The organism is Sinorhizobium alkalisoli, from assembly GCF_008932245.1.
Lineage (GTDB): Bacteria > Pseudomonadota > Alphaproteobacteria > Rhizobiales > Rhizobiaceae > Sinorhizobium > Sinorhizobium alkalisoli.
This window is the reverse complement of sequence record NZ_CP034910.1, coordinates 162,769-187,494: the sequence shown is the minus strand read 5'-3', so window position 1 is coordinate 187,494 and position 24,726 is coordinate 162,769. Positions and strand designations below refer to the sequence as shown.

The 24,726-nt window shown below is 63.3% G+C and carries 20 protein-coding genes; 13 read left to right on the top strand and 7 right to left on the bottom strand.

The window, feature by feature from the left end; all coding sequences use genetic code 11:
* Positions 1-9: 9 nt before the first annotated feature.
* Positions 10-2,763 carry a response regulator gene (locus EKH55_RS18445; RefSeq protein WP_151612267.1) on the bottom strand — a complete coding sequence of 918 codons (2,754 nt, stop codon included), beginning with the start codon at positions 2,761-2,763 and terminating at the stop codon, positions 10-12.
* Entirely contained in the window at positions 2,760-3,518 is a 759-nt protein-coding gene (locus EKH55_RS18440) for a c-type heme family protein (protein ID WP_151612265.1), read from the bottom strand. Before EKH55_RS18440 ends, EKH55_RS18445 begins: the two co-directional genes overlap by 4 nt.
* Positions 3,519-3,755: 237 nt before the next feature.
* On the opposite strand from EKH55_RS18440, the gene urtA reads away from it, so the two are divergent.
* The 12 genes from urtA (at position 3,756) to repB (ending at position 17,883) form a co-directional block, all read left to right on the top strand.
* Complete coding sequence (gene urtA, locus EKH55_RS18435; RefSeq protein ID WP_151612263.1) at positions 3,756-5,048, top strand: urea ABC transporter substrate-binding protein; 1,293 nt, start codon at positions 3,756-3,758, stop codon at positions 5,046-5,048.
* A gap of 265 nt (positions 5,049-5,313) precedes the next feature.
* Positions 5,314-6,927 (top strand): urea ABC transporter permease subunit UrtB, encoded by a 1,614-nt coding sequence (urtB, locus tag EKH55_RS18430; RefSeq protein WP_151612261.1) that lies wholly within the window; start codon positions 5,314-5,316, stop codon positions 6,925-6,927.
* On the top strand, positions 6,924-8,096 hold the full coding sequence (gene urtC, locus EKH55_RS18425; protein WP_151612259.1) for an urea ABC transporter permease subunit UrtC: 1,173 nt from the start codon (positions 6,924-6,926) through the stop codon (positions 8,094-8,096). Before urtB ends, urtC begins: the two co-directional genes overlap by 4 nt.
* Positions 8,097-8,101: 5 nt before the next feature.
* The gene (gene urtD / locus EKH55_RS18420) at positions 8,102-8,854 is read left to right on the top strand and encodes an urea ABC transporter ATP-binding protein UrtD (protein WP_151612257.1); all 753 of its coding nucleotides are present in this window, start codon (positions 8,102-8,104) and stop codon (positions 8,852-8,854) included.
* Between the two features lie 19 nt (positions 8,855-8,873).
* Positions 8,874-9,569, top strand: a complete 696-nt coding sequence (urtE, locus tag EKH55_RS18415) for an urea ABC transporter ATP-binding subunit UrtE (protein WP_151612255.1) — start codon at positions 8,874-8,876, stop codon at positions 9,567-9,569.
* Between the two features lie 231 nt (positions 9,570-9,800).
* Complete coding sequence (locus tag EKH55_RS18410) at positions 9,801-10,193, top strand: BRA0787 family protein (RefSeq protein WP_069461007.1); 393 nt, start codon at positions 9,801-9,803, stop codon at positions 10,191-10,193.
* 297 nt (positions 10,194-10,490) lie between these two features.
* Positions 10,491-11,615: a sugar ABC transporter substrate-binding protein gene (locus EKH55_RS18405; protein ID WP_151612253.1), complete on the top strand. Its 1,125-nt coding sequence runs from the start codon at positions 10,491-10,493 to the stop codon at positions 11,613-11,615.
* Positions 11,616-11,692: 77 nt separating this feature from the next.
* The gene (locus EKH55_RS18400; RefSeq protein WP_151612251.1) at positions 11,693-13,240 is read left to right on the top strand and encodes a sugar ABC transporter ATP-binding protein; all 1,548 of its coding nucleotides are present in this window, start codon (positions 11,693-11,695) and stop codon (positions 13,238-13,240) included.
* A complete protein-coding gene (locus EKH55_RS18395) occupies positions 13,237-14,217 on the top strand; it encodes an ABC transporter permease (RefSeq protein ID WP_151612249.1) in 981 nt (326 codons plus the stop codon). The genes EKH55_RS18400 and EKH55_RS18395 overlap by 4 nt, the downstream gene beginning before the upstream one ends.
* Positions 14,214-15,206, top strand: coding sequence for an ABC transporter permease (locus tag EKH55_RS18390; protein ID WP_151612247.1), 993 nt, complete (start codon positions 14,214-14,216; stop codon positions 15,204-15,206). Before EKH55_RS18395 ends, EKH55_RS18390 begins: the two co-directional genes overlap by 4 nt.
* A 319-nt stretch (positions 15,207-15,525) precedes the next feature.
* Entirely contained in the window at positions 15,526-16,806 is a 1,281-nt protein-coding gene (gene repA, locus EKH55_RS18385; RefSeq protein WP_151612245.1) for a plasmid partitioning protein RepA, read from the top strand.
* 3 nt (positions 16,807-16,809) lie between these two features.
* Positions 16,810-17,883 (top strand): plasmid partitioning protein RepB, encoded by a 1,074-nt coding sequence (repB, locus tag EKH55_RS18380; protein WP_069461012.1) that lies wholly within the window; start codon positions 16,810-16,812, stop codon positions 17,881-17,883.
* Between the two features lies 1 nt (position 17,884).
* Here the strand turns inward: repB and EKH55_RS18375 are convergent, their stop codons facing one another.
* Genes EKH55_RS18375 through EKH55_RS18365 form a run of 3 tightly spaced genes read right to left on the bottom strand, consistent with a single transcriptional unit; the run spans position 17,885 to position 20,946 of the window.
* Positions 17,885-19,048, bottom strand: a complete 1,164-nt coding sequence (locus EKH55_RS18375; RefSeq protein ID WP_151612243.1) for a Gfo/Idh/MocA family protein — start codon at positions 19,046-19,048, stop codon at positions 17,885-17,887.
* Between the two features lie 22 nt (positions 19,049-19,070).
* Complete coding sequence (locus EKH55_RS18370) at positions 19,071-19,994, bottom strand: TIM barrel protein (protein WP_151612241.1); 924 nt, start codon at positions 19,992-19,994, stop codon at positions 19,071-19,073.
* A gap of 37 nt (positions 19,995-20,031) precedes the next feature.
* The gene (locus tag EKH55_RS18365) at positions 20,032-20,946 is read right to left on the bottom strand and encodes a sugar phosphate isomerase/epimerase family protein (RefSeq protein WP_151612239.1); all 915 of its coding nucleotides are present in this window, start codon (positions 20,944-20,946) and stop codon (positions 20,032-20,034) included.
* Positions 20,947-21,143: 197 nt separating this feature from the next.
* Between EKH55_RS18365 and EKH55_RS18360 the strand changes: the two genes are divergently transcribed.
* A complete protein-coding gene (locus EKH55_RS18360; protein ID WP_151612237.1) occupies positions 21,144-22,145 on the top strand; it encodes a LacI family DNA-binding transcriptional regulator in 1,002 nt (333 codons plus the stop codon).
* An 18-nt stretch (positions 22,146-22,163) separates the two neighbouring features.
* Here the strand turns inward: EKH55_RS18360 and EKH55_RS18355 are convergent, their stop codons facing one another.
* Together EKH55_RS18355 and EKH55_RS18350 are read right to left on the bottom strand one after the other, a co-directional pair.
* A complete protein-coding gene (locus EKH55_RS18355; protein ID WP_151612235.1) occupies positions 22,164-22,568 on the bottom strand; it encodes a DoxX family protein in 405 nt (134 codons plus the stop codon).
* A gap of 59 nt (positions 22,569-22,627) precedes the next feature.
* Positions 22,628-24,391: an adenylate/guanylate cyclase domain-containing protein gene (locus EKH55_RS18350; protein ID WP_069461018.1), complete on the bottom strand. Its 1,764-nt coding sequence runs from the start codon at positions 24,389-24,391 to the stop codon at positions 22,628-22,630.
* Between the last annotated feature and the right edge of the window lie 335 nt (positions 24,392-24,726).

The window sequence follows — 24,726 nt, the reverse complement described above, 5'->3', positions numbered from 1 at the left end:
TCATGCGCGTCAGCTGTTCGTGGTCGCCGGGGCCGCCGGTTCCTGCGATGGGATCTGCCGTTCGAGGGCTTCGACCAGCTGGGACCTGCTGTTCGCGCCCTTGTTGACGACGGCGACCGCCCGGTCGCGCAGCCATCGCAATTCCTTTGCGGACAGGTCCTTCGACGTGACGACGACGACAGGAATCTTCTGCAGTTCCGGAATTCTCTGCATTTCGCTGAGGGTCTCGAAGCCGTCCATCTCCGGCATCAGAAGATCGAGCAGAACGAGGCGCGGCAGCAGCCGCTTCATCAGTTCGAGACCGCGAATGCCGTCGGCGGCCTCGTGAACCGTCCAGTTTCTCTTCACCAGAATACGACGGAGGAAATCGCGCGATGCCCGATCGTCGTCGATGACGAGCACATCGCGATTGCCGCCGCCGCAGGCCTCGATCGTCCTGATCAGCTTCTCGGTGTCGATGGGCTTCGTCAGATATTCGACGGCGCCGAGCGAAAGGCCGAGCTCGCGATCGGCGAGGATCGTCGCCAGGATCACCGGGATCGTGCACAGTTCGGGATCGCTCTTCAACGCCCGCAGCACCGCCCAGCCGTCCTGATGTGGCATGATGATATCGAGGATGATTGCCGCCGGCCGGTGCGTCCGCGCGGCGGCTATGCCTTCGGCGCCGCTTGCCGCCTCGATCGAGGCGAGCCCGGCTTCCGCAAGCGCTTTGGCGATCAGGCTGCGGGCGGCCGGTTCGTCGTCGATGATCAGGGCGGTGCGACCGGGCGCGGCTGGCGACGCTTCCGCCGTTTGCTCTTCGCTGGTCTGCTGCCCGCATTCCGCCGGCACTTCCATGGTGAAGACCGATCCCTCCCCGACTTCGCTTTCGACGGCGACGATGCCGCCGATCATGCGGCTGAAGCTGCGGGTGATGCTCAAACCCAGTCCCGTGCCGCCGTAGTTCCGGGTGGTCGAGGCATCGGCCTGCGTGAAGGGGTTGAAGAGCCGCTCCTGCTGCCCCGGCGTCATGCCGATCCCGGTATCGGACACCTTGAAGACGAGCCAGTCCACGTCCGCCCTCGCTTCGCGCCGCACCGAAAGCGTCACCCGGCCGGCCTTGGTGAATTTTGCCGCGTTGCTGAGCAGGTTGAAAAGGTTCTGGCGCAGCTTGGTCTGGTCGGAGGTCATCACGCCTAAGTCGGCGCCAAACTCCTGGACGAACGCGTTTTCGTTCTTCGCCATCAGCGGTGCGACCGTGGCACTCACGTCGCGCAGCAATTCGGCGACGTCGAAAGTTTCGAGGAAGACCTCCATCCGGTCGGCCTCGATCTTCGACAGGTCGAGGATGTCGTTGATGAGCGAGAGGAGGTTCCGGCCGGCGGACGCGATCTTCTCGAGATCGGGCACGAACGCCTCCTCTTCCTGCTCCTGTGCTTCCTCGATCAGCATTTCGCTGTAGCCGATGATGGCGTTCAACGGCGTGCGCAGCTCATGGCTCATCGAGGCGAGAAAGCGGCTCTTCGCCTCGCTTGCCGATTCCGCGTTGCTCTTTGCCCGTTCGAGCTCGACCTGCCTGAGCTTCAGTTCGGTGATGTCGGTGTAGACGGCGACAGTCCCGCCGTCCGGAATCTTGCGCTTGGTGATGCGGACCCATTTGTCGCCGAACCGTTTCTCGTCGACGAAGCCGGCCGGATCCCGGTGCAGGCTGAGGCGTTCCTCGATCCACTCTGCCGGTGATCTGCCTTCGAGGTCCACGTGCCCGCTCGCGACATCCTCCTCCAGGACGTCGCGGAAGCTCCTGCCGCGGAGCGTGTTCGGTGCGTGGCTGGGAAAGATCTCGCAATATTTGCTGTTGGCGACCAGGATCTTGTCGTCCGGATCATAGAGGACGAATCCATCGGATATCGCCTCGAGCGCCGCGGCGATCGTGCGTCTTTGCCGCTCTGCTTCCTCCTCGAGCTTCTTCTTTTCGATCGCGCTTTGCCGGAACAGCGATAGCGTCCTTGCCATTGCCCCGATTTCGTCGCCGCCCCCCTGGGGTATTTCGACGTCGTAGCGACCTTCCTTCAGGTCGCCGATCACGCGGTTGAGGCGCCGGAGCGGACCGACGATCGAGCGCAGGACGAGAAGCGTGAGAACGGAGCCGATCACGACGAGGACACCAACCAGGATGGCGGCGGCCGTGGCGGTCCTCTGCGCCTGCTGCACCACCTCGCTCCGGGCGGTCTCCGCCTCGGCCTTTACCTGCTCGACGAGCGCGTTCAGGTCCTGATCGACGCTGCTGCTGTGGGTGCGCGCCTTGGCCAGCAGCGTATTGCCGATGATGCGGTTGTCCTGAGTATAGGCATCGGTCGCTTGGAGCGCCGTTTCGACATAGGCGGCGACTTCCTTGCGGATTCCCTCGACCGTCCGGGGCGAGTGCTTTGCCAGACGCTCCAGCTGCACCTCCAGGCGTTCGCGCGCCCGCTCGGCATTGCGCTGCGAATTCATCAAGAGGCTTACCGAGAGATCGGTCAGCCAGTATCTGAGGTCCCCGAAGGCGACGTGCGCCGCGGCTGCCGATGCCGCGCGGTCGAACAGTTCCGTCGTCTCGGCCATGCGGTCGGCGCTTCGATAGAGCGCCTGCGTCAGAAACAGCGAGGACAGGATGAGGCTGATCAGCCCGGCCGCCGTCAGGGCCGCAACGCGGGCGGAGATCGGTAGCCCGGCAAGGCGGTGAGCAAGCCTCTTGGGCGCCGTTATGGCCCAAAACGACCGCAGTTGCTCATCCGGCGCACTCATTTGAACAAGACGATGCTGATCGCACCGCCGAGGTCGCCCGCCTTTCCTCCCTCCTTCGGATAGCCGGTGACGTCGATTTCACCCTTCGGCGCACCATGGCACGTAAGGCAGGATTCCGTGTAGTATTCCGGCAGCAGCATGCGGAAAGCGGGGCGATCGTCGACGGTCGTCACTTCGGTGTAGCTGTCGCCCTTCGGCCTGTCGGCGTCAGAAAAAACATTCTCGATGACCCCCGATTCCCAGGCATCGGGGAGGGACTTGCGATTGCGTACCAGATCCTCGGGTGCCGTCACGCGGACCAGCGCCTCGGCACCCACCTTGGCGGCGAATTTCTCGTTCATCAACCGCGCGAAGACGGCCGGGACGAAGCCCTTGAAGCCGATGCCGGGACGGTTGATGTCGGCCTGCTGTTCGTCGACGACCTCGCGCATCGCCTCGATCTGCGCCTGGATCAGTTTGCGGTCGCGCTCGGACAGGTCGGCGGTGATCAAGGGATGGCCGGTGCGCTTGGCGTAAAAGGCGATCGCCTCCGTCGTGAAGCGCTCGCCGTCGAGATGCTTGTCGCCGACGGACGGATCGTTGATCAGCGGCTGATAGTTCGAGAGCACGCTTCGCGCCGCCCGAAGGAACTCCGCGAGCCGGGTCCCGGTCGCGACATCGGCAGCCTCTTCGGCCGCCGTCGCAGGCATGAGCAGCATGCAACCGCCCAGTAAGGCCGGAAAACAGGTTCGCGCGATGGCTGCAAAGACTTGCATTTTCCTGTTCCTCGAGCAGGAAGCACAAGCCGGAACCATATCACAGGAACGCTGGCCGCAGGAGTCATCTGTGGGGGGCGGAGCCTTTCGCTACGGGCCGTGCGATGTTCCTTCTTCCCCCCGACGTCTACGTAGAATGACGTATGTGCAGTGCAGTCCCGACGTCGGATGATCCCCAACGGCCAAGGAGAACGAGCACTCCGTTGCGGCGACCAGAACTAGAGGGGTTCAAATCAGATGACTATCAAGGCACGCGTCACCGGCGCATTTATCGCTGCCGTCCTTTCGACGACTGCGTTCAACGGCGCCTTTGCCGCCGAGGACACGATCAAGGTCGGCATCCTGCATTCGCTTTCGGGAACCATGGCGATCTCCGAGACGACGCTGAAAGACGCCATGCTGATGCTGATCGACGAGCAGAACAAGAAGGGCGGACTGCTCGGCAAGAAGCTCGAGGCGGTCGTCGTCGACCCGGCCTCGGACTGGCCGCTTTTCGCCGAGAAGGCGCGCGAGCTGATCTCGGTCGACAAGGTTTCGGCGGTCTTCGGCTGCTGGACTTCCGTGTCGCGCAAATCCGTACTGCCGGTCTTCGAGGAGTTGAATTCGATCCTCTTCTATCCCGTCCAGTACGAGGGTGAGGAAAGCCAGCGCAACGTCTTCTATACGGGTGCTGCGCCGAACCAGCAGGCGATCCCCGCCGTCGACTATCTGATGGAGAACGAAGAGGTCGAGCGCTGGGTGCTCGCCGGCACGGACTATGTCTATCCGCGCACGACCAACAAGATCCTCGAGGCCTATCTGATCTCCAAGGGCGTCAAGCCCGAGGACATCATGATCAATTACACGCCCTTCGGCCATTCCGACTGGCAGACGATCGTCTCTGATATCAAGAAGTTCGGCTCGGCCGGCAAGAAGACCGCCGTCGTCTCGACCATCAATGGCGACGCCAACGTGCCCTTCTACAAGGAACTCGCCAACCAGGGCATCAAGGCCGAAGACATCCCGGTTGTTGCCTTCTCGGTGGGTGAGGAAGAGCTTGCCGGCCTCGACACCGGGCCGCTCGTCGGGCACCTGGCCGCCTGGAATTATTTCCAGTCGGTTGACAATCCGGCCAATGCCGAGTTCATCGAAACCTGGAAGGCCTTCACCAAGAACGACAAGCGGGTCACCAATGATCCGATGGAAGCCCATTATATCGGCTTCAACATGTGGCTGAAGGCGGTCGAGAAGGCCGGCACCACCGACACCGACGCCGTGCTCGACGCGATGATCGGCGTCTCCGTGCCGAACCTTTCGGGCGGCTATTCGACGATGATGCCGAACCACCACATCACCAAGCCTGTGCTGATCGGCGAGATCCAGGCGGACGGTCAGTTCGAGACCGTCTGGGAGACGCCCGGCCTCGTCGTCGGCGACGAATGGTCGGACTACCTGCCGGACTCGAAGGACCTGATCTCCGATTGGCGCGCACCGATGTCCTGCGGCAACTTCAACGTCGCCACCGGCAAGTGCGGCGGCAAGGGCTCCTGATCCGCGAGGCTCAGGCCGGGTCTTCGTGACGAAAGAGATGTTCGAGGGGGGCGGCCGGCGTTCCGGCCGCTTCCTGTGAGACATTTCCAAGACGAAACGACCCCCGGAAACCCTCCGTCCGAATGCGTCCGGACGGAGGGACTTTGGCTGCCGAAGGACGCACGCACTGCAAGGCAGGACGTGATCGGTCGGGCGACGCGAAGGCGGGCGGGATGGGCAGGAGCCTACCGTTCCATCCGCTCTGAACTGACGAAGCGAGAGGCGAATGTACCGCATCTTCCTATCCATGCTGGTAGCCGTGTTCCTCATTGCCGCAGCTGCCCCGGGGGCTCGAGCCGAGGAGGGGCTGCGCGAACTGGTGAACGCCTTCGGTGAGGCCAAGCTCTCCGACCTGGACGAGCACATAGCGGCGCTGGCGAAGACCGGCGACCCGAGGGTCGTGCCGATCCTCGAAGCGCTCGGCGAGGGTGATCTCTATGTGCGCAAGGCGGATGGCCAGGTGTTCTTGACGACGGGGAGCGGTTCGAAGCTCACGCTCACCGACCCGGTGTCCGGAGAAAGTGCCGGTGAGGCGCCGAAGGCGTCCCTTTCGAAGGTCAAGGTCAACAACGGCATCCGCCGTGCGGTGCGCACCGCGCTCGGCAGCCTGACGCTCATGAGCCCGGACCGCAATGCACGCCTCAAAGCGGTGCAGTCGGTGCTGCAATCGCCGAATGCCGATGCCCTCGACGCCATCGAGAATGCGCTTGCCGCCGAGAAGGATGCCGAGGTCGGCGCCCTGCTCGAGCAGGCACGCGCCACGTCCCTCCTGATCTCCGACCGGACGGTCGAGGAGAAGCGGCGGGCGGTTCAGACGCTCAAGGAAGGCGGCGGGCGCGACGCGCTCTCCGTCCTGTCCTCGTCGCTCGGTGCGGCAGACGAGGCCTTGAAGCCGGACATCGAGGCGGCCATTGCTGGCCTCGAGCAGACGCAGGCGCTGTGGGCGGCCGGGCAAAACGTTTGGTATGGGCTTTCCCTCGGCTCGGTGCTGCTTCTCGCCGCGATCGGCCTTGCCATCACCTTCGGCGTCATGGGCATCATCAACATGGCGCATGGCGAGATGGTGATGCTCGGCGCCTACACGACCTTTCTGGTCCAGGATGTCGTTCGCGGTTCCTTTCCCGGTCTCTTCGACTGGTCGCTGGCGATCGCGCTGCCGCTCGCCTTCCTCGTCACCGGCGCCGTCGGACTGGCGATGGAGCGCGGCGTCATCCGCTTTCTCTATGGCCGCCCGCTCGAGACCCTGCTTGCCACCTGGGGCATGTCGCTTATCCTGCAGCAGGCGATCCGCACCATTTTCGGTCCGACCAATCAGGAGGTGGGCAATCCTTCCTGGATGTCCGGGGCCTTTGAACTTGGCGGGCTGACGATCACCTGGAACCGCCTCTGGATCATCGTTTTCGCGCTCGCCGTCTTCGCCGCGCTGCTCTTCCTCCTGAAGAAGACGCCGATAGGCTTGCAGATGCGGGCGGTGACGCAGAACCGGCGCATGGCCTCCTCGATGGGCATCCGCACGCCGTGGGTCGATGCGCTCACCTTCGCGCTCGGCTCCGGCATTGCCGGCATGGCGGGGGTCGCGCTCTCGCAGATCGACAACGTCTCGCCAAATCTCGGCCAGGGTTACATCATCGACAGCTTCATGGTCGTGGTCTTCGGCGGCGTCGGAAATCTCTGGGGCACGCTGGTCGGCGCCTTCTCTCTCGGCATCCTCAACAAGTTCCTGGAGCCCTATGCCGGGGCCGTGCTCGGCAAGATCCTCGTGCTCGTGCTGATCATCCTCTTCATCCAGAAGCGGCCGCGCGGGCTGTTCGCACTCAAGGGCCGGGCGGTGGAAGCATGATCACCTCGTTTCTCGTCAAATCACTGGACCGGACGATCGTCATTGCCGTGGCGATCCTCATAGCACTCGCCGTTCTCGTGCCGGCGCTCAACCTCCTGACGGCGCCGGATCATCCGCTGCATGTCCCGACCTACCTCGTCTCGCTCTTCGGCAAGTATCTGACCTATGCGCTGCTGGCGCTCGCGCTCGACCTCGTCTGGGGCTTTTGCGGCATCCTCTCTCTCGGGCACGCGGCCTTCTTCGCGCTCGGGGGCTATGCCATGGGCATGTACCTGATGCGCCAGATCGGTGCCCGCGGCTCCTATGGTGACCCGCTGCTGCCGGATTTCATGGTCTTCCTCAACTGGAAGGAACTGCCCTGGTTCTGGTACGGCTTCGACATGTTCTGGTTCGCGGCGCTGATGGTCCTGCTCGTCCCGGGTCTCATCGCCTTCGTCTTCGGCTGGTTCGCCTTCCGCTCGCGCGTCAACGGCGTCTATCTCTCGATCATCACCCAGGCGATGACCTATGCGCTGCTGCTCGCCTTCTTCCGGAACGACATGGGCTTCGGCGGCAATAACGGCCTGACGGACTTCAAGGACATTCTCGGCTTCAGTATCCAGGCGAACGGCACCCGTGCCGCCCTCTTTGCGGCCTCGGCCCTGGCGCTCGCCATCTCGCTCGTCATCGCTTCGGGCATCGTGCGCTCGAAACTGGGCAAGGTGCTGGTTGCGTTGCGCGATGCGGAAAGCCGCACCCGCTTCCTCGGCTACCGGGTCGAGCACATGAAGCTTTTTGCCTTCACCGTCTCGGCGATGATGGCGGGGGTCGCCGGCGCCCTCTACGTGCCGCAGGTCGGCATCATCAATCCCGGCGAGTTCGCCCCCGGCAATTCGATCGAGGTGGTCATCTGGACGGCTGTCGGCGGCCGCGGCACCCTGATCGGCCCGATCGTCGGCGCGATCCTCGTCAATGGCGGAAAAAGCATCTTCACCGCCGCCTTTCCCGAATTCTGGCTCTTTGCGCTCGGCGGACTGTTCGTTCTGGTGACGCTGTTCCTGCCCAAGGGCGTGGTCGGCACCGCGCAGGACTTCATCGCGCGAAGGCGCGCCGCTCGCGCGATGGCCCGGAGGCAGAACGGGGATGTGGAAGGGGGCCTTGCGGCCGCCGAACCGATGGCTGCGGAGTAATCGTCATGACCGAGAAGAAACCCAGGAGCCTGCTTTATCTCGATGGCGTTTCCGTCTCCTTCGACGGCTTCAAGGCGCTGAACTCGCTCTCCTTTATTGTGGAGCCGGGGGAGTTGCGGGCGATCATCGGGCCGAACGGCGCCGGCAAGACGACGATGATGGACATCATCACCGGCAAGACGCGGCCGGACGAGGGCGAGGTCTATTTCAGGGGCGACATCGACCTCACCCAGAAGGACGAGGCGGAAATCGCCCAGCTCGGCATCGGCCGCAAGTTCCAGAAGCCGACGGTCTTCGAAAACCACACGGTCTGGGACAATCTCGAACTGGCGTTGAACCGCCGCCGCGGCGTCTTCGCCACGCTGTTCTATCGGCTCACCGGCGAGGACAGGGCCCGGATCGAGGAAATCCTTTCGACCGTGCGGCTGACCGCGCGCCGGGACGATCTTGCCGCCAATCTCTCGCATGGCCAGAAGCAATGGCTGGAAATCGGTATGCTGCTCGCCCAGGAGCCGGAGCTCTTGCTCGTCGACGAGCCGGTCGCCGGCATGACCGATGCGGAGACGGCGGAAACCGCGATCCTGCTCAAGGAGATCGCCAGGACGCGCTCCGTCGTCGTGGTCGAACATGACATGGGCTTCGTCCGCGAGCTCGGTGTCAAAGTCACCTGCCTCGCGGAAGGTTCGGTGCTGGCCGAGGGCTCGATCGATTTCGTCAGTAACGATCCGAAGGTGGTCGAGAACTATCTCGGCCGATGAGCGGAAGGATTTCTATGCAATGCTGAAGGTCGAGAACGTCAATCTGCACTACGGCGCCGCCCAGGCGCTGCGTAACGTCTCCTTCACGGCGGAAATGGGCAAGATCACCTGCGTGCTCGGGCGCAACGGCGTCGGCAAGTCGAGCCTGCTTCGGGCGATCACCGGTCAGCATCCGGTGACTTCCGGCACGGTCGCCTTCAATGGCACGGTGCTCGGCGGCATGGCGCCTTTCCGCCGCGCCAAGCTGGGCGTCGGCTATGTGCCGCAGGGGCGCGAGATCTTTCCGCTGTTGACGGTGAAGGAAAATCTGGAGACCGGCTATGCGCCACTGAAGCGGGCAGATCGCTCGATCCCCGAAGACATCTTCAGCCTGTTTCCCGTTCTTCAGTCGATGCTGGCGCGGCGCGGCGGCGATTTATCCGGCGGCCAGCAGCAGCAGCTTGCGATCGCCCGCGCGCTCGTCACCCGCCCGAAGATCCTTGTGCTCGACGAGCCGACCGAAGGTATCCAGCCGTCGATCATCAAGGATATTGGCCGGGCGATCAGATATTTGAAGGAATCGACCGGCATGGCGATCCTGCTCGTCGAGCAATATCTCGACTTCTGCCGCGAGCTTGCCGACCACGTCTACATCATGGATCGCGGCTCCTTCGTGCATGATGGGCCGGCGGAGACGCTGGATACGCCGGAGGCGCGCCGCCATCTGACTGTATAGTCGCGTTTTCCACAGGCCGGGATTCGAAGTGCCGTTTCAATGGTTTGAGGCCCGTGCGCGTTTGCCGCGGGGCGGCTCTCCCCTTGTAAACCGGCTTTGCGGCCGATTGCGTTTGCGCCGGGGCGAGCTTTGAACCATACTGCGCACGCTTTGTGAAAGAGCATCACAATCCGTTATTGCGGACAGAATTGGCCATTCGCGTTTCCGGCCTCACCCCTTGGAGGAGACACAATGACGAATTTCCTGCCTGAGCTTTACGAAGGGCATGCCCCGATCACGCTTCAGACCCTCTTCAGGGATGCTCTTGAAGCCTATGACGATTGGGAAGAAGACATGCCGGAGCCGATCGTTACCTTCGAGGGCAAGGTTCTCCCGATCAGCGCCGTCTTCGAATGGATGAGGCCCTGCACGGATATTCTGCCCGCCAACATGCTCGGTATCATTACCGATCAGCTCACGAAGCCCTGGCGCGGCTCAGGGCCACTGGACGAGATGACCTTCTCCACCGCCGCCCGGGTCATGTCCATCCTTGTCCGGCGCCGCCTCATGCGGTTCGGCCGCGGCTCGATCGAGGCTTTCCTCGATCGATTCAACCCGCCTCAGAGACCCGGACGCGAAGGCTGAGGAGAACTCCTCGGAAGGCGCGGCCGCGACCGCGCCCATTCAAATTCGACAGGCGTTACGCTCCGTCCTTCGTTGGCCGCAGCCGTCGCTTTACACAAGATATTGGTAGCGCTACGATTTCGCCATGACGCCCTCGGGAGGAGCCTGTCGGGCGTCACTGGACTTGCGTATCGATGATTTGCGCCGTTGGTGGAGCTTGCCTTGTCCGCTCCAGCCGGCAGACGTGTCTGCGACGGATGATCGCCGCGGGCATCCGATCGATGCCGATCGCAGAATGACATAACGGGAGGGAATTCGATGACCGGAACGCTCGTCAGCGGCATTCTCACAGCCGCTGCATTCGCACTTCTATCCACCACCGCCACCGCAGAGCCTGAAATCGTCGCCGGCCCTTCGGCCGATCCGGAGTGCTTCGCTCCGTGGACGCCCGAGACCAAATTCTTCAAGTTTCCGAAAAAGGAGGGGCCGTACCGGATCGCACTCGCCAATGGCTATATCGCCAATACCTGGCGCATCCAGATGATCCAGACAGCCAAGGCCTATGCCTCACAGCCGGACGTTGCGGCCAAGCTCAAGGAGTTCAAGGTCGTGTCCACGGGCGAGGACGTCCCGGCGCAGATCTCGGCGATCAACAATTTCATCGATTCCGGCTATGACGCGATCATCGTCAATGCGCAGAACCCCACCGCCTTCGGGCCGGTCATCAAGCGGGCCAAGGAAGCGGGCGTGGTGCTGGTCGCGTTCGACAACGTCCTCGACACCGAGGACGCCATCAACGTCAATGTCGACCAGAAAGGCCTCGGCGTGCTCTGGGCGAATTGGCTCGCCAAGCACCTTCCGGAAGGCGGCAAGATCCTCGAAGTGCGCGGCGTGCCCGGCACTTCTGTCGATACCGATCGCCACAACGGCATCCAGGAGACTTTCGCCGCCACGGGCAAGAAATGGGATGTCGTCGAGGTGCTCGGCAAGTGGGACGATCCGACAGCGCAAAAGGCGACTGCGGATGCGATCGCCGTCCATAAGAAATTCGACGGCATTACCGCGCAGGGTGGCGACACCGGCGTGGTACAGGCGCTGATCGACGCCGGTCATCCTTTCGTTCCGTTCGGCGGGGAGACGGAAAACGGATTCCGGAAGTTCTGCGCCAAGCACGCGGACGAGGGACTGAAGTGCTCGTCGGCCGGCACCGGCCCGGCCCAGGTCGCGGTCGCCATCAAGACGGCGATTGCGGCCCTCGAGGGCGAGGTGGTGCCGCAGTCGATCAAGCTGCCGCTGGCGATCGTCGAAGATCCGAACTTCAAGGAGGGCCAGGATTATTATCCGGACCAGTCCGACAACTTCTTTGTCGGCAATGCCTTCCCGACCTGCGGCATCAACTTCACGGCCCAGGAGATCATGGGTCAGACCAAGGAGAACCAGTAGCTTCTCCCCTTTGAACGATGCGCATGCCGCGCCTTCTGCGGTGCGGCATGCACTGACAATTCGGTCCGAGGCACCCGATGATCGCAGCAGAGACACCGTCCCCGCTCATCCGCATGGAAGGCATATCGAAGCGCTATGGCGGGGTCCGCGCCCTTGAGAATGCCCATCTCGAAGTTGCGCCGGGCCGAATTCATGCGGTTCTCGGCGAGAACGGTGCCGGCAAGTCGACGCTCATCAAGATCATGGCCGGGGTCGTGGCGACGGACGAGGGTCGGATGCTGCTTGATGGCCGGGAGGTCACGTTTCGTTCGCCGGCCGAGGCTGCGGCGGCAGGGATCGCCTGCGTTTTCCAGGAACTTTCATTGATCCCGGACCTGAGCGTCGCCGACAATATCATCATTTCCAACCCTCCCCACCGTTTCGGCCTGATCGACCGGCGTGCCCAGCGCGCTCTCGCGGAGGAGGCCCTGGCGCGAGCCGGCGCCGATGACATCCATCCGCGCGCAGCCGTCAAGGATCTGCCGCTCTCACGCCGGCAGATGGTGGAGATCGCCAAAGCGCTTGCCTCGAAGCCGCGGGTGCTCATACTCGACGAGGCGACCTCGGCGCTTACGGCGAGCGATGTCGCGAAGGTCTTCGCGGTTCTGAAGCGGTTGCGTCAGGAAGGCCTTGCGCTGCTCTATATCTCGCATCGCATGCACGAGATCACCGAGCTTGCCGATACCTGCACGGTCTTTCGCAACGGTCGCAATGTCGCGACCTTCCCGGCCGGGAGCCACAGCAACAGCGAAATCGTCCAGATGATGATCGGGCGCGAATACAGCAACGTCTTTCCCGCAAGACACAGGCGGGCGGTTGTGACCGCGAAGGCGCCGGTGCTCGAATGCCGAAATCTCGGCTGGGGCGATCGGCTGCGCGATATCTCGTTCTCGGTCGCCGAGGGAGAGGTCGTCGGCCTCGGCGGGCTTGAGGGCCAGGGCCAGCGGCTGCTTCTTCTCGCCCTCTTCGGGGTTTTGCGCGGAATGAGCGGCTCGGTGCTCGTCGACGGTCGGCCGGTGACGATCAGCAGTCCGACGCAGGCGCGCAAACCGCCTCTCTCCATGGCGCTCATCCCCGAGGACCGCAAGACGGAGGGCTTGATGTTGCCGATGACCGTGCGGGAGAACCTTTCCTTCGCGGCGCTCGACCAGATCTCCGCCGGCGGCATCATCGATCGGAAGAGGGAAGGGCAACTGATCAACGACATGGTGCGGCTGCTGGAGATCAAGACCGCCGGCCTCGACGTGCCCGTCGGCGCGCTTTCCGGCGGCAATCAGCAGAAAGTTGTGATTGCCAAATGGCTGATGCGAAAGCCGCGGATCATTCTGCTCAACGACCCGACGCGCGGCATCGACGTGGGCACAAAGCAGGAGCTCTATCAGCTGTTGCGGCGGCTGGCGGAGGTCGGGGCGGCGATCGTCTTCTATTCGACGGACTACGACGAGCTGATCGGCTGCTGCGACCGGGTGCTGGTTCTTTACGACGGCCGCATCGTGCGGGAACTCAAGGACGGTGAGATCAGCGAACGCGCGCTTATCGCCAGCGCCCTCAATGTCGACGAAGGTCAGGAGGGAACAGCGGCATGAACGAGTGGCGCTATTGGCTGAACGAACAGCGCGGGACGCTGACCGGGCTCGCGCTTTTCCTTGTGATGTTTGCCGTCTATGTCGCCAACCACCCGGCCGGGTTCACCGCGAATGTCGTTCACACCGCTGCCAACAAGGGCGTGCTGCTTGCCTTTGTCGCCATGGCACAGGCGCTGGTGGTGATCACCGCCGGCATCGACCTGTCGGTCGGCATGATCTTCGTGCTCACCAACTGCATTGCCTCCTGGATCGTCGTCGGCGCGGCCGTGCCTACGGCTCTCGGCGTCGCAGCGGTGCTATTGGTCGGGGCGCTCTGCGGCGCGATCAACGGCCTTCTCGTGATCTACGGACGTCTGCAGCCGATCGTCGCGACGATCGCGACAGGAGCCGTCTATTTCGGCCTGGCGCTCCTGCTTCGGCCTTTTCCAGGCGGCTCCGTCAACGAGACTCTTGCCGACGCGCTGACCGGTCGGCTTTTCGGGGTGGTACCCTCGAGCCTGGTTGCGCTGACCGCCGTCGTCCTCATCGTCTGGCTGCCCTTCAAAAGATCGATCGTGGGCCGGGCTGCCTATGCGGCAGGCTCTTCCGAGCAAGCGGCCTTCATGTCCGGCATGCCGATCCGGCGCGGCAAGTTTGCCGCCTATCTCCTGGGCGGACTGCTCGCGGGAATGGGGGGATTGTTCCTCACCTTCTTCACCTATACTGGCGAAGCGGCCTATGCCAGCGGCAATGCCTATACGCTGTGGTCGATCGCCGCAGTCGTGCTCGGCGGGGTGTCGCTCTATGGCGGTCGCGGCAGCGCGGTGGGGGCGATCTTCGGCGCCTTTGCGGCGCGCACCACTGGCGACATGCTGTTTGCCTTCGACGTCGACCCGCTGTGGCAGCCGCTTCTTCAGGGCATCGTGCTTTTGATCGCGGTCAGCATCGGCTCGCTCGCGCTCCTGCGTGTCCGTAACCGGCTGGACTGGTTCCAATGAGCGAGACGTCCGAAAGCCGAATTTCGATCCGGGCGCGCCTTCCCGGTCTTCTTCGGCGCGCCGATCCCGCCGTGCTGACTGCCTTCGGCTGCATCCTGCTTCTCCTTTCGCTCGGCAGCCTCTATTCAAGCAACTTTCTATCACCGGACTATCTGCTGCAACAGCTCAAGGTCGCGTCTTTTCTCGGCGTCGTGGCCGCCGGGATGATGGTCGTCATCCTTCTCGGGCATATCGATCTGTCGGTTCCCTGGGTGATGACAAGCGGCGCCATGATGGCCTGCGCCGCGGCCGGGCTCGGCAGCATGGGAGCCGTTGTCGCCATTCCCGCCGGCGTTCTCTGCGGCGTCGCCTTCGGTCTCTTGAACGGCGTCGGCGTCGCCTTTCTGCGCATCCCTTCGATGATTGTGACGCTTGCGTCCAATGTGGTCGCACAGGGGCTGATGGTCGTCTACACCGGCGGCTTCTCGCCTCAGGATTCGGCGCCCCCCGCCGTCAGGTGGCTTGCAACCGGCGCAATCGTTCCGGGCCTGCCCAATGCCATCCTCGTCTGGCTCGCAGTCAGCATGGCGATGGTGTTCCTGTTGACGCGGACCGCTTTTGGTCGCGCCGTCTACGGCATCGGCAACAGCGAGCGCGCAGCCTTTCTCTCCGGCATCGGCACAAGGCGGGTGGTCATGATGGCTTTCGCCTTGTCTGGCGCCTTGAGCGCCTTCGGCGGCGTGCTGCTCGCGGGCTATGCGTCCAAGGCTGCGCAGGCGATGGGGGATCCCTATCTGTTGCCGTCCGTCGCGGCGGTCGTGCTCGGCGGCACGTCCATCCTCGGCGGCCGCGGCTCCTACTACGGGACGGTCGCAGGCGTCATCTTGATCACGCTCCTGCAATCGATCCTCTCCGTCATGCAGATGCCGGAGGCCGGCCGTCAGATCGTCTACGGCGTTGTCATCATCGTGATGCTGTTGCTATACGGCCGCGCGCCGCCGAACCGCTAGCGCATCAGCTCGAAATTCGGGCCTAGAATTTACAGCGGTCTTTGCGCGTCCGAAAAGACGCGGCGCTGCAAACGTCCAATCCTTGAGAAATGGCTTGACGCGAATCAGAGGATGAATCATTCCTCTAACGGAACAGATCGCATATTCCGAAACTCAGCGTAGCTCAGCGATTGCACTGTAAGGAATGGCGGCGGGCGCAGTTGTGCGGCCGGCGAAGAGGCTTCGTCGTCTTTTGCCACTGCGCCGATTCAAAGAGTTCACGGCGGCCTTCGCACGTCCGAAAGGGTGCGCGGCGCCGTAGGTATGGGGGGATTTGGCGATGGACATGACGGGTTCGACGGCCGAAGCCGCAAGCGCAATCGGCGAGTTGGCGACGGCCGGCCAGGGCCTTCGCAGGTCAGCGGACGAGGCGATTGCGGCGGATGCGCGGGCGCTTTCGGAGCAGTTGAAAGCCATGCGCGACCGGCTGTTCCCGCCTTTGGCGAGGAAGACGCTCAGAAGCTTCACCTCCGGCGAGGCCGCAAAACTCATCGGCGTTTCTGACGGCTATCTCCGGCAACTCTCGCTTGCGGGCGAGGGGCCCCAGCCCGATACCGGCGCCGGCGGGCGTCGCTCCTATTCGCTTTCCGACATCAACGCGCTGCGCCGCCATCTTGCCGAACAGGCGCTTGCCAAGGGCAACGGCGCCAAGGCGCGCGGCTACCTGAAATGGCGCGATACCAGGCGCGGCGAGCATCTGCAGGTCGTTTCCGTCACCAACTTCAAGGGCGGTTCCGGCAAGACGACGTCGTCGGTTCATCTGGCCCAGTACCTTGCCTTGACCGGCCACAGGGTGCTGGCCGTCGACCTCGATCCGCAGGCCTCGCTCTCGGCGCTCTTCGGCTACCAGCCGGAGCTGGACCTGACCGGCAACGACACGCTCTACGGCGCCATCCGCTATGACGCCGAGGCGCGGCCGCTGCGAGAGATCATCCGCGAGACCTATTTCGACGGGCTCGACCTGGTGCCGGGCAATCTCGAGCTGCAGGAATTCGAACACACGACGCCGCAGGCCTTGAGCGCCCGTCAGAGCGGCTCGGATGCCGGGCCCCTGTTCTTCGCCCGGGTGCAGACGGCGCTCGCAAGCGTCGCCGATCATTATGACGTCGTCGTCATCGACTGCCCGCCGCAGCTCGGCTATCTGACGCTCTCGGCGCTCTGCGCCTCGACCTCAGTCATCGTCACCGTGCATCCGCAGATGCTCGACGTCGCCTCGATGAACCAGTTCCTCTACATGACCTCGGACCTGCTGAGCGTCGTGCGCGAGGCCGGCGGCGAGCTCAATTTCGACTTCCTGCGCTATCTCGTCACCCGCTTCGAGCCGAATGACGGGCCGCAGGCGCAGATCGTCGGTTTCATGCGCTCGCTCTTCGGCGATCGGGTGCTGACCTCGTCGATGGTCAAGTCGACGGCGATCTCCGATGCGGGGCTCACCAAGCAGACGCTCTACGAGGTGGGCCGGGAGAACTTCACCCGCGCCACCTATGACCGGGCAATCGAGTCGCTCAATGCCGTCAACGGCGAGATCGAGGCTCTCATTCACGCGGCGTGGGGGCGCTAAAAGATGGCAGGCAACAACCGGAAGAACGAATTGCGGGCGCTGTTCATGGGTGGGGCTCCGGCCTCTCCACAGGCCGCGGGTGAGCCTTCTGCGGACCCGGCCGAGTTGACACCTGTCAACAGAAGCACGCCCGCCCCGACTCCGCCACGCGCGGCCTCCGGCGCGGTCAAGGCCATGGGGCTTTCACTCGGCAGCATCACCCGCGAGGCGGAGGAGGCGCGCGCACTTCGCGAGGCGCTGACGGCGGGCGAGCGCGTCGTTTCGCTCGATCCGGCGCTCGTCGAAGCCTCCTTCATCGAAGATCGCCTGACCGACGGCGAAGTCGACGATCCGGATTTTGTGGCGCTCGTCGAGAGCATTCGCGAGAACGGGCAGCAATCTCCGATCCTTGTCCGCCCGCATCCGGACAAGCAAGGGCATTACCAGACCGCCTATGGTCATCGTCGCCTGAAGGCGGTGCGCCGGCTCGAGCTCCAGGTGAAGGCGATCGTCCGGCCGCTTTCCGACGACGAATTGGTGCTGGCCCAGGGCAAGGAAAATGCCGAGCGGCGCAACCTCTCCTTCATCGAGCGGGCGCTTTTCGCTGCGGCGCTTGCCGCACGCGGTTTCGACCGCAAGGTGATCGGCGATGCGCTTGCGGTGCAGAAGAGCGAGCTCTCCCGTCTCCTACAGGTCGCCGACAGCGTACCGCACAACGTCGCGCGCGCCATCGGTCCGGCACCCAGGGCCGGCCGCGCCCGCTGGATGGCGATCGGCGCACTGCTTGATAAAGTGGACGCGCGCGTCGCGGCAGAGGAGGAGATCGCTTCTTCGGAATTCCGCGCCGCCGACACCGACCAGCGCTTCCAACTGGTCTTCGATCGGCTCTCCGATGGGGACAGGCCGAAGCCGGAAATGCCGGAAGAGTTGAGGGACGAAGCCGGACGAGTCTACGCGCGCCTGAGGCGCAACGGGAAGTCGCCAACAATCGAGTTCGTACCCGAAACGCATCCTGTCTTCGTCAACGAGGCGGTGAACATGCTGGGGAAATACCACGCGAACTTCATGGATCGTCAGAAGTCGCTGCTCCGTCGCTGATTTACCCGTAGTCCACCCAGACGCCGCCCCGATCGGCCGAGCGGACGCAGTTTTCGACCCAGCGTACGCCCTCCAGCCCGGCGTCGATGCCGGGAAAGACGAGGTCCTTGCTGCTTTCCGGCGCCAACCCGCGATGGCCGTTGATCGCCAGGCCGAAGCGGCGGTAGAGGTTGCCCCAGGCCTCGAACAGGCCTTCCGGATGGCCGCCGCCGATACGATCGTCGAGGCGGGCTTGCGGATAGAGATAGTCCATGCCGCGCTCGAGGATGCGGACGGGTTCGCCCTGGATCTCGTAGGAGAGCTGGTTCGGCCGCTCGTCCCACCATTCGATGCTCGCCTTCGATCCGACGATGCGAAGCTTCTGACCGTGCATGGAGCCGGCATTGACAGCGCTCGACCAGACATTGGCAATCGCGCCGTTGTCGTATTCCATCAGGGTCACCGCATTGTCCTCGAGCGGTGCCCGGCTCTTGATGAAGCTCTGGCGCACGCACATCAGCCGCTTGATCTTCATGTGCGGCAGGATGACCTCGGAAAGATAAAGCGGATGCGTGCCGACGTCGCCGAGCACATAGCTGGGTCCGGCGAATTTCGGGTCGACGCGCCAGCGGGTCGACGGGTTCCGTTCCTCGACGGCGGCGCTGTGGAAACCGTGGGCGAATTGCAGGTTGACGATGCGGATTTCGCCGAGATCGCCGTTCTTCACCATGGCGCGGGCCTGCTCGATCATCTGATGGCCGGCATAGCCATAGGTGACGCCGACGATGAGGCCGCGCGCTTCTGCCAGTGCCTTCAGTTCCTTCGCTTCGGCAACGGTGAAGCAGAGCGGCTTTTCGCAGACGACGTGGATGCCGTGTTCGAGCGCCGCCTTGCAGATCCCGAAATGGGTGTTGTTCGGCGTTGCGATCGAGACCGCTTCGATGCCGTCGGCGCGCTTCGCCTCCTCCGCGAACAGCGTCCGGTAGTCCGGGTAGCTCCGCTGTTCGTCCAATCCCAGGTCGATGCCGAAGGTGCGGCCCCGCGCCGCATCGATATCGAAGGCGCCGGCGACGAGTTCAAATGTGTTGTCCCTCAGCGCCGCCGAGCGATGGATGTAGCCGATCTGGCTGCCGCGCCCGCCGCCGACCATGCCCCAGCGGATCGGTTTCGTTCTCTTCTCTGACATTGTGGTGTTCCCAAGTGTTGCTTCAAAACCCGACCGAGCGCAGATAATCGCGACTTTCCTTCACGTCGGTGAGGCTTCCCGCCACACTCAAGGGATCGCGTTCCTGCTCGACCGTGATGAAGCCCTGATAGCCGATCTCGTCGAGCGCCTGCCTGATTGCCGGGTAGTCGATGATGCCGCGCCCGATCGGGCACATGACACCTTGCGCGCAGGCCTCGAAGAACCGGATATTCTCGCCAAGCACCCGGCGGAAGACCGTTTCGTCGATGTCCTTGAAATGCACATAGTCGAGGCGACCGCCATATTTCTTCAGCGTCTCGACCGGGTCCATGCCCGCGTAATAGGTGTGGCCCGTGTCGATGCAGAAGCCCGCAAGCGCCGCCGGCACGTCGTTAGCGATCCGCTCGATCTCGTCGGCGAATTCAATATAGCCGCCGGCATGCGGATGGATGACGGCGCGCACGCCGTATTTGTCGCGGGCGACCGCGGCAATCGCCTTGATATTGGCAACCATGCCGCGCCACTCCTCGTCCGATAGCCGCGGCGCACGGTCGTAATGGCCGGCGGAATAATCCCGCTCGTCGTGGCCCCAGTCCATGACGGTGAGATAGGGCGTCCTGAAACGCTGACCGGATAGCTGCTGCGGCTGCGGCAATCGCGTGATGACGGCGCAGATTTCGTCGGTCTGGCGCAGCAGGTTGGCCTGGTTCTCCGGCGAGACGAGATCGTCGAAGATCGTGCCGGCGACGATGAAGAGCTTGCGTTCGTCAAGCGCCCGGGCGACCCGTTCGGACTCGAGCGGCACATAGCCGTAGGGGCCAAGTTCCAGACCGCCATAGCCGGCGGCGGCCGCCTCGTCGAAGACGCGCTCCCAGGCGGGCAGGTTCGGGTTGTTGACGTCGTCAACGCCCCAGCAGCAGGGGGCGGTCGTGATGGTGATGGTCATTGCGAGTCGTCTCTGTCGATGCTCGGTAAGTGAACGCTTACGCGCGTTCGGCCGGCCAATATTTGTCCACGTATTTCTGAATTTCCTCCCGCATGAAACGGCCGGACTCGTCGGCGCGCTCTTCCCAGCCGAAGACGCAGGCCGTGACGATGCCGTCGAAGCCGACCCCGGCGAGCGAGGAAAAGAAGACGTCCCAGTTGATCTCGCCCTGATACATGTCCATGTGCTGATGGATGGTCACCTTCGCGCCGGGCGGGTTGATGATGTAGCGCAGACCGGACGAGGCCTTGTGGTTGTAGGTGTCGGCCACGTGGACATGGGCGATCAGCGACCCGGCCTCGCGGATCATCTCCGCCATGTCATTGCCGAAGTAGAAGGTATGCGGCGCGCAATAGAGAAACTTGACGTTCTTGGAACCGATCGTCTTCAGCATGTCGACGGCCGGCCGCAGCGTCTCGCACCAGTCTTCCGGATGGGGCTCCATGTTGAGCGTTACGCCTTCCTTCTCGAAGACCGGCACAAGCTCCTCCATAGAACGCCACCACGCGGCCTCGCTGTGCTCGTGGCTATGCATGCCGCCACAGCAATTGGAGCGATGGCCGCGGTCCGGCGAGGGGCCGCGGCCGAATTCGGAATTCATCGTGTCGCAACCCATCTCGACTGCCGCCTGGATCGCTTCCTTCCAGTAGCGCACCGCCGCCTGGCGCTCGTCCTCATGCGGGCTTGCCCAGCGATACATCGGCAGGATCGATGCGAGCTTTACGCCGTGGTCCCTGAGCGCCGACTTGAATTCGGCGATCCGCTCTTTGTGCGCGCGCGGTCGCACCCACCAGGGGAGAAAATCCTCGCGCGGCGAAAGCTCGATATGGTCGTAACCAAGCTCGGCGGCCTTGCGGCATAGGTCGCGCAGGCCGAGGTGGCGATGCATATAGGGGTCGAGTGCGATCTTCATAGCTGCTCCTCCGTCGCACCAATCGCTGGAAGCGAGCGGCGCCCGATCTTCGAGTTGTGGTTCGGATCGAGAGATCCTCCCGAACTGTCGGAGAGACTAGCTCCGGCCGCTTCCGGGCCCTAAATCTACTTTGATCAAATTTGATCATTGACGAGGGTTCCTCTCGCCGGTTGAACTGCGTTTCAGGAGGGAGTGCCATGGTGAGGATCACCCTGAAGGATGTGGCGCGGGAGGCCGGCGTCGGTACAGCGACGGTCGAGCGCGTCGTCAACGGCCGCGGCGGGGTTCGGCCGGAAACGGTCGAAAAAGTCTTTCGCGCTGCGCGCAAGCTCAACTATCGCCACAGTTTGCCGGAAGCGCATAGGGGGATGATCCGGATCGAGGTCATTCTCGTCCGCCCCGAGACGAGCTTCTACTCGCGTATGAACCACGCCTTCGAGCGGATCGCGGCGCTACTGGACAAGAGCATCGTCGTGCACCGCACCTTCGCCCGCGAGAACGATCCGAAGGAGTTCGCCCATCACATTGCCCATCCGACGGTTCGCCGCTCGGCGCTGATCGTGGTGGCGCCGGACCATCCGGATGTGGTGAGGAGCCTGAGGACGGTCGCCGGCCAGGGCACGCCGGTCGTGCAGATCATGACGAGGCCTGCTCCGGAACTCGCCTATGTCGGAATAGACAATTACGCCGCGGGACGCACGGCTGCCTTCTACATGTCGCGGATGCTCGTCGGGCGGCGGGGCGTTTTCGTAGCGCTCTGCCACAGCGGCGCCTATGAAAACCACAAGGAACGCATCCGCGGCTTTTCCGCCTATCTCGCCGAACACGTCGGTGATCACTTCTTCAGCCAAGTGATGTTCGATTATGACGATGACATCACCTCGATGGAACTCCTGCGCGCGGCGCTTCGCGACGATCCGGATATCATCGGCCTCTACACCGCCGGCGGCGACAACCGCTCGGTGGCCGCGATCCTGAAGGAGCACGCGGCGCGCGACGTCTGCTGGGTCGGCCATGAGCTCTCCGAGCAGTCGCGCAAGGCGCTCAACGAGGGTGTCATGGCAATCGTGCTCGACCAGGCGCCGGAGATCCAGGCGAGGCGGTCGATCGACCTGATCCTGCGCTCGCTCGAACTGATTGACGTCGACGTCGGCCCCGAACCGGTACGGTTCCTGACGGTTACGGCGGAAAATGCGTGACTCCGCCAGCCGTGCCGCTCAGGCGCGCCCGGCTCGTGCATCCAGACTGAAGCCGCCAGCGCCGAATGCCATCACCTGCAGGAAACCGCCCGTGATTGCGATGTTTTTCATGAAATGAATCGTCTGATTCTGGTCCGCGAAGTCCATATGAAAACCGAGTGCCGATGCGAGGGTGAAGAGTGCCAGGACGAGTGCCGCCAGCCTCGTTCGGTAACCGAGGACGAGAAGGATGCTGCCGCCGAGTTCCACCAGCAGGGCAACCGCATAGGCGACCCACGGCAATGGCAGATTGGCCGCGCTTATATAACCGACTGTACCAGAGGGATCGACCAGCTTTTCCACGCCGGAAGAGACGAATATAGCCGAGAGAAGCAGTCGGCCCAGGAGCGCGAGGGAACTTGAAACTGCAAGATTGTTACCCATGTCGGTTGCCCTTTCTCCACGAGTGTGGCGCCTCCATGCTCCCATGGACCGGGCTCTGATTAAATGGAGACGCCGGCCAGCCGGAGGCCGTCCGCCAGCCGATCGAGCAGGCCGGGATCCTGGTAGGGCAGGGCGCGCTTGAGATGGTCGATGGAAAAATTCGGGTTGACCTCCAGCACCTCTCGCCAATAGCGTCGTGCTTCTTCGTGTCGTCCAGTGCGACCATAAAGGCAGGCGAGATAAAAGCGCGTCATGTCCGATCGCGGCGCAAGCGTCAGTCGACGCTTGAAGGCGATCTCGGCCTCGTCAAAGCGTTCGAGGCTCAAGAGAGCCCTCCCGAGAAAATGCAGCGACAAATCGAATTGCGGATCGAGCCGGTTGGCCCGCGTATACAGCGCCAGGGCGTCTTCGTGCCGCCCCTGGAAATCCCTTATGCTGCCCAGTGCGGTATAGGCGGTGGCCGAATTTGGGTCGAGCTCGAGCTCCCGCTCGGCAGCGCGCTCCGCCTCATCCAGACGTCGCATCCAGGCAAGGGCAAGCGAGAGTGCGTGTAGGCCTTGCGGCTCGGTTTCGTCCGTTTCGATTGCCTTTTGGGCCAGTTCGAGGGCCTGCGAGAGATTGTCGGGGGTCGCGCCGTTCCATTGATTAATGAAGTCGGTCAGGGCGACGATCGAGAGTGCGGCGTAGGCCGCCGCCAGGCCCGGATCGATCGTGATGGCGCGCTTCAGCATGCTGCGCGCGTCCATGGACGATTGTGCGTTGAACTGCAGGGTGGACCGGCGGGAGCGAACGAGCAGATCATAGGCTTCCGGATCGACCTTGCCGCGGCTCTCGCGCCGCTCCTCTTCGCTCGGGGTCAACTTTACCCGCAGCGCCTCGACGATCGTGCGGGTCACTTCGTCCTGCACTGCGAATATGTCTTCAAGTCCGCGATCGTAGCGTTCGGCCCACAGATGGCCGCCGGTCGTCCCGTCGATCATCTGGGCGTTGATGCGGATTCGGTCGGCGGCCCGACGCACACTGCCTTCGAGAACATAGCGGACACCCAGTTCCCGGCTCACTTTGCGGATGTCCGGAGACTTGCCCTTGTAGGCGAAAGAGGAGTTCCGGGCGATCACGAAGAGCCCGGATACCTTCGAGAGATCGGTGATGATGTCCTCGGTGATGCCATCGGCGAAATAGCCCTGCTCCGGATCGCCGGACATGTTGTCGAACGGCAGGACGGCTATCGATGGCTTCCGTGGCAGCTGCGGCGTGGTTTTGCCCTCGGTTTCGACCGGATCGATCGCGCGACCTTCCGGCGACCACGTCCAGATGTGCACCGGGCGCTCGATGTTCTTGACGTCGTGATTTCCGCCATCGATGAAATCGAGCCCGACGCGACCATGCACGTATTCATGAATACCGTCCGAAATCGCCACACCACCGGGAGCGGCAAGCGCCTCTATGCGGGCAGCCACATTGACGCCGTCGCCGAAAAGGTCGCTGTCGTGGACCATGATATCGCCGAGGTTTACGCCGACGCGCAGGACGATGGCGGGGGTCTCCGACGCCGCCCGGTTTGCGGACGCCATGGCCTGCTGAAGTGCTGCGGCGCATTCGACTGCATTGACGGCGCTGCCGAACTCGACGAGCACACCGTCTCCGGTCCTCTTGAAGACGCGACCCTGATGGCTGGCGACGAGCGGCTCCAGCACCTCTGTCCACCGCCCCATGAGCAGCGTATGGGTGCCCTTTTCATCCCGCTCCATGAGCCGGCTGTAGCCGACTACGTCCGCCGCCAGAATGGCAGCAAGCCGGCGTCTGATGGACTCGTTGGCCATGTGCGATGGCACCTTCCCAAGCATACGCTCGCGCGTGGGCCGTCGAAATATATGCTCAGTTTGCTTTGCCGCAGGTATTCTGATCGGAAATCATAGGGCACTTTGCCGGACCAGCTTCGCGCCCGACCATGAGATTTTACCGGCGACCAGCTTCGATGTCTATTCAGATGAGGCCAATCCGTCGGCGGTGCTGATTCGGCTCCGCACCTGAAGGGCGTTCAACTTTCGCGAGGTCCGGTGGCGCGCAGCTCTTGCCCCTTTGGGGGATGATCGCTTTCTTCCGGGCCGTGCAGTTTTTCCGCGGTTGAAACAGAAATTGATGAGCGGTCAAAGCC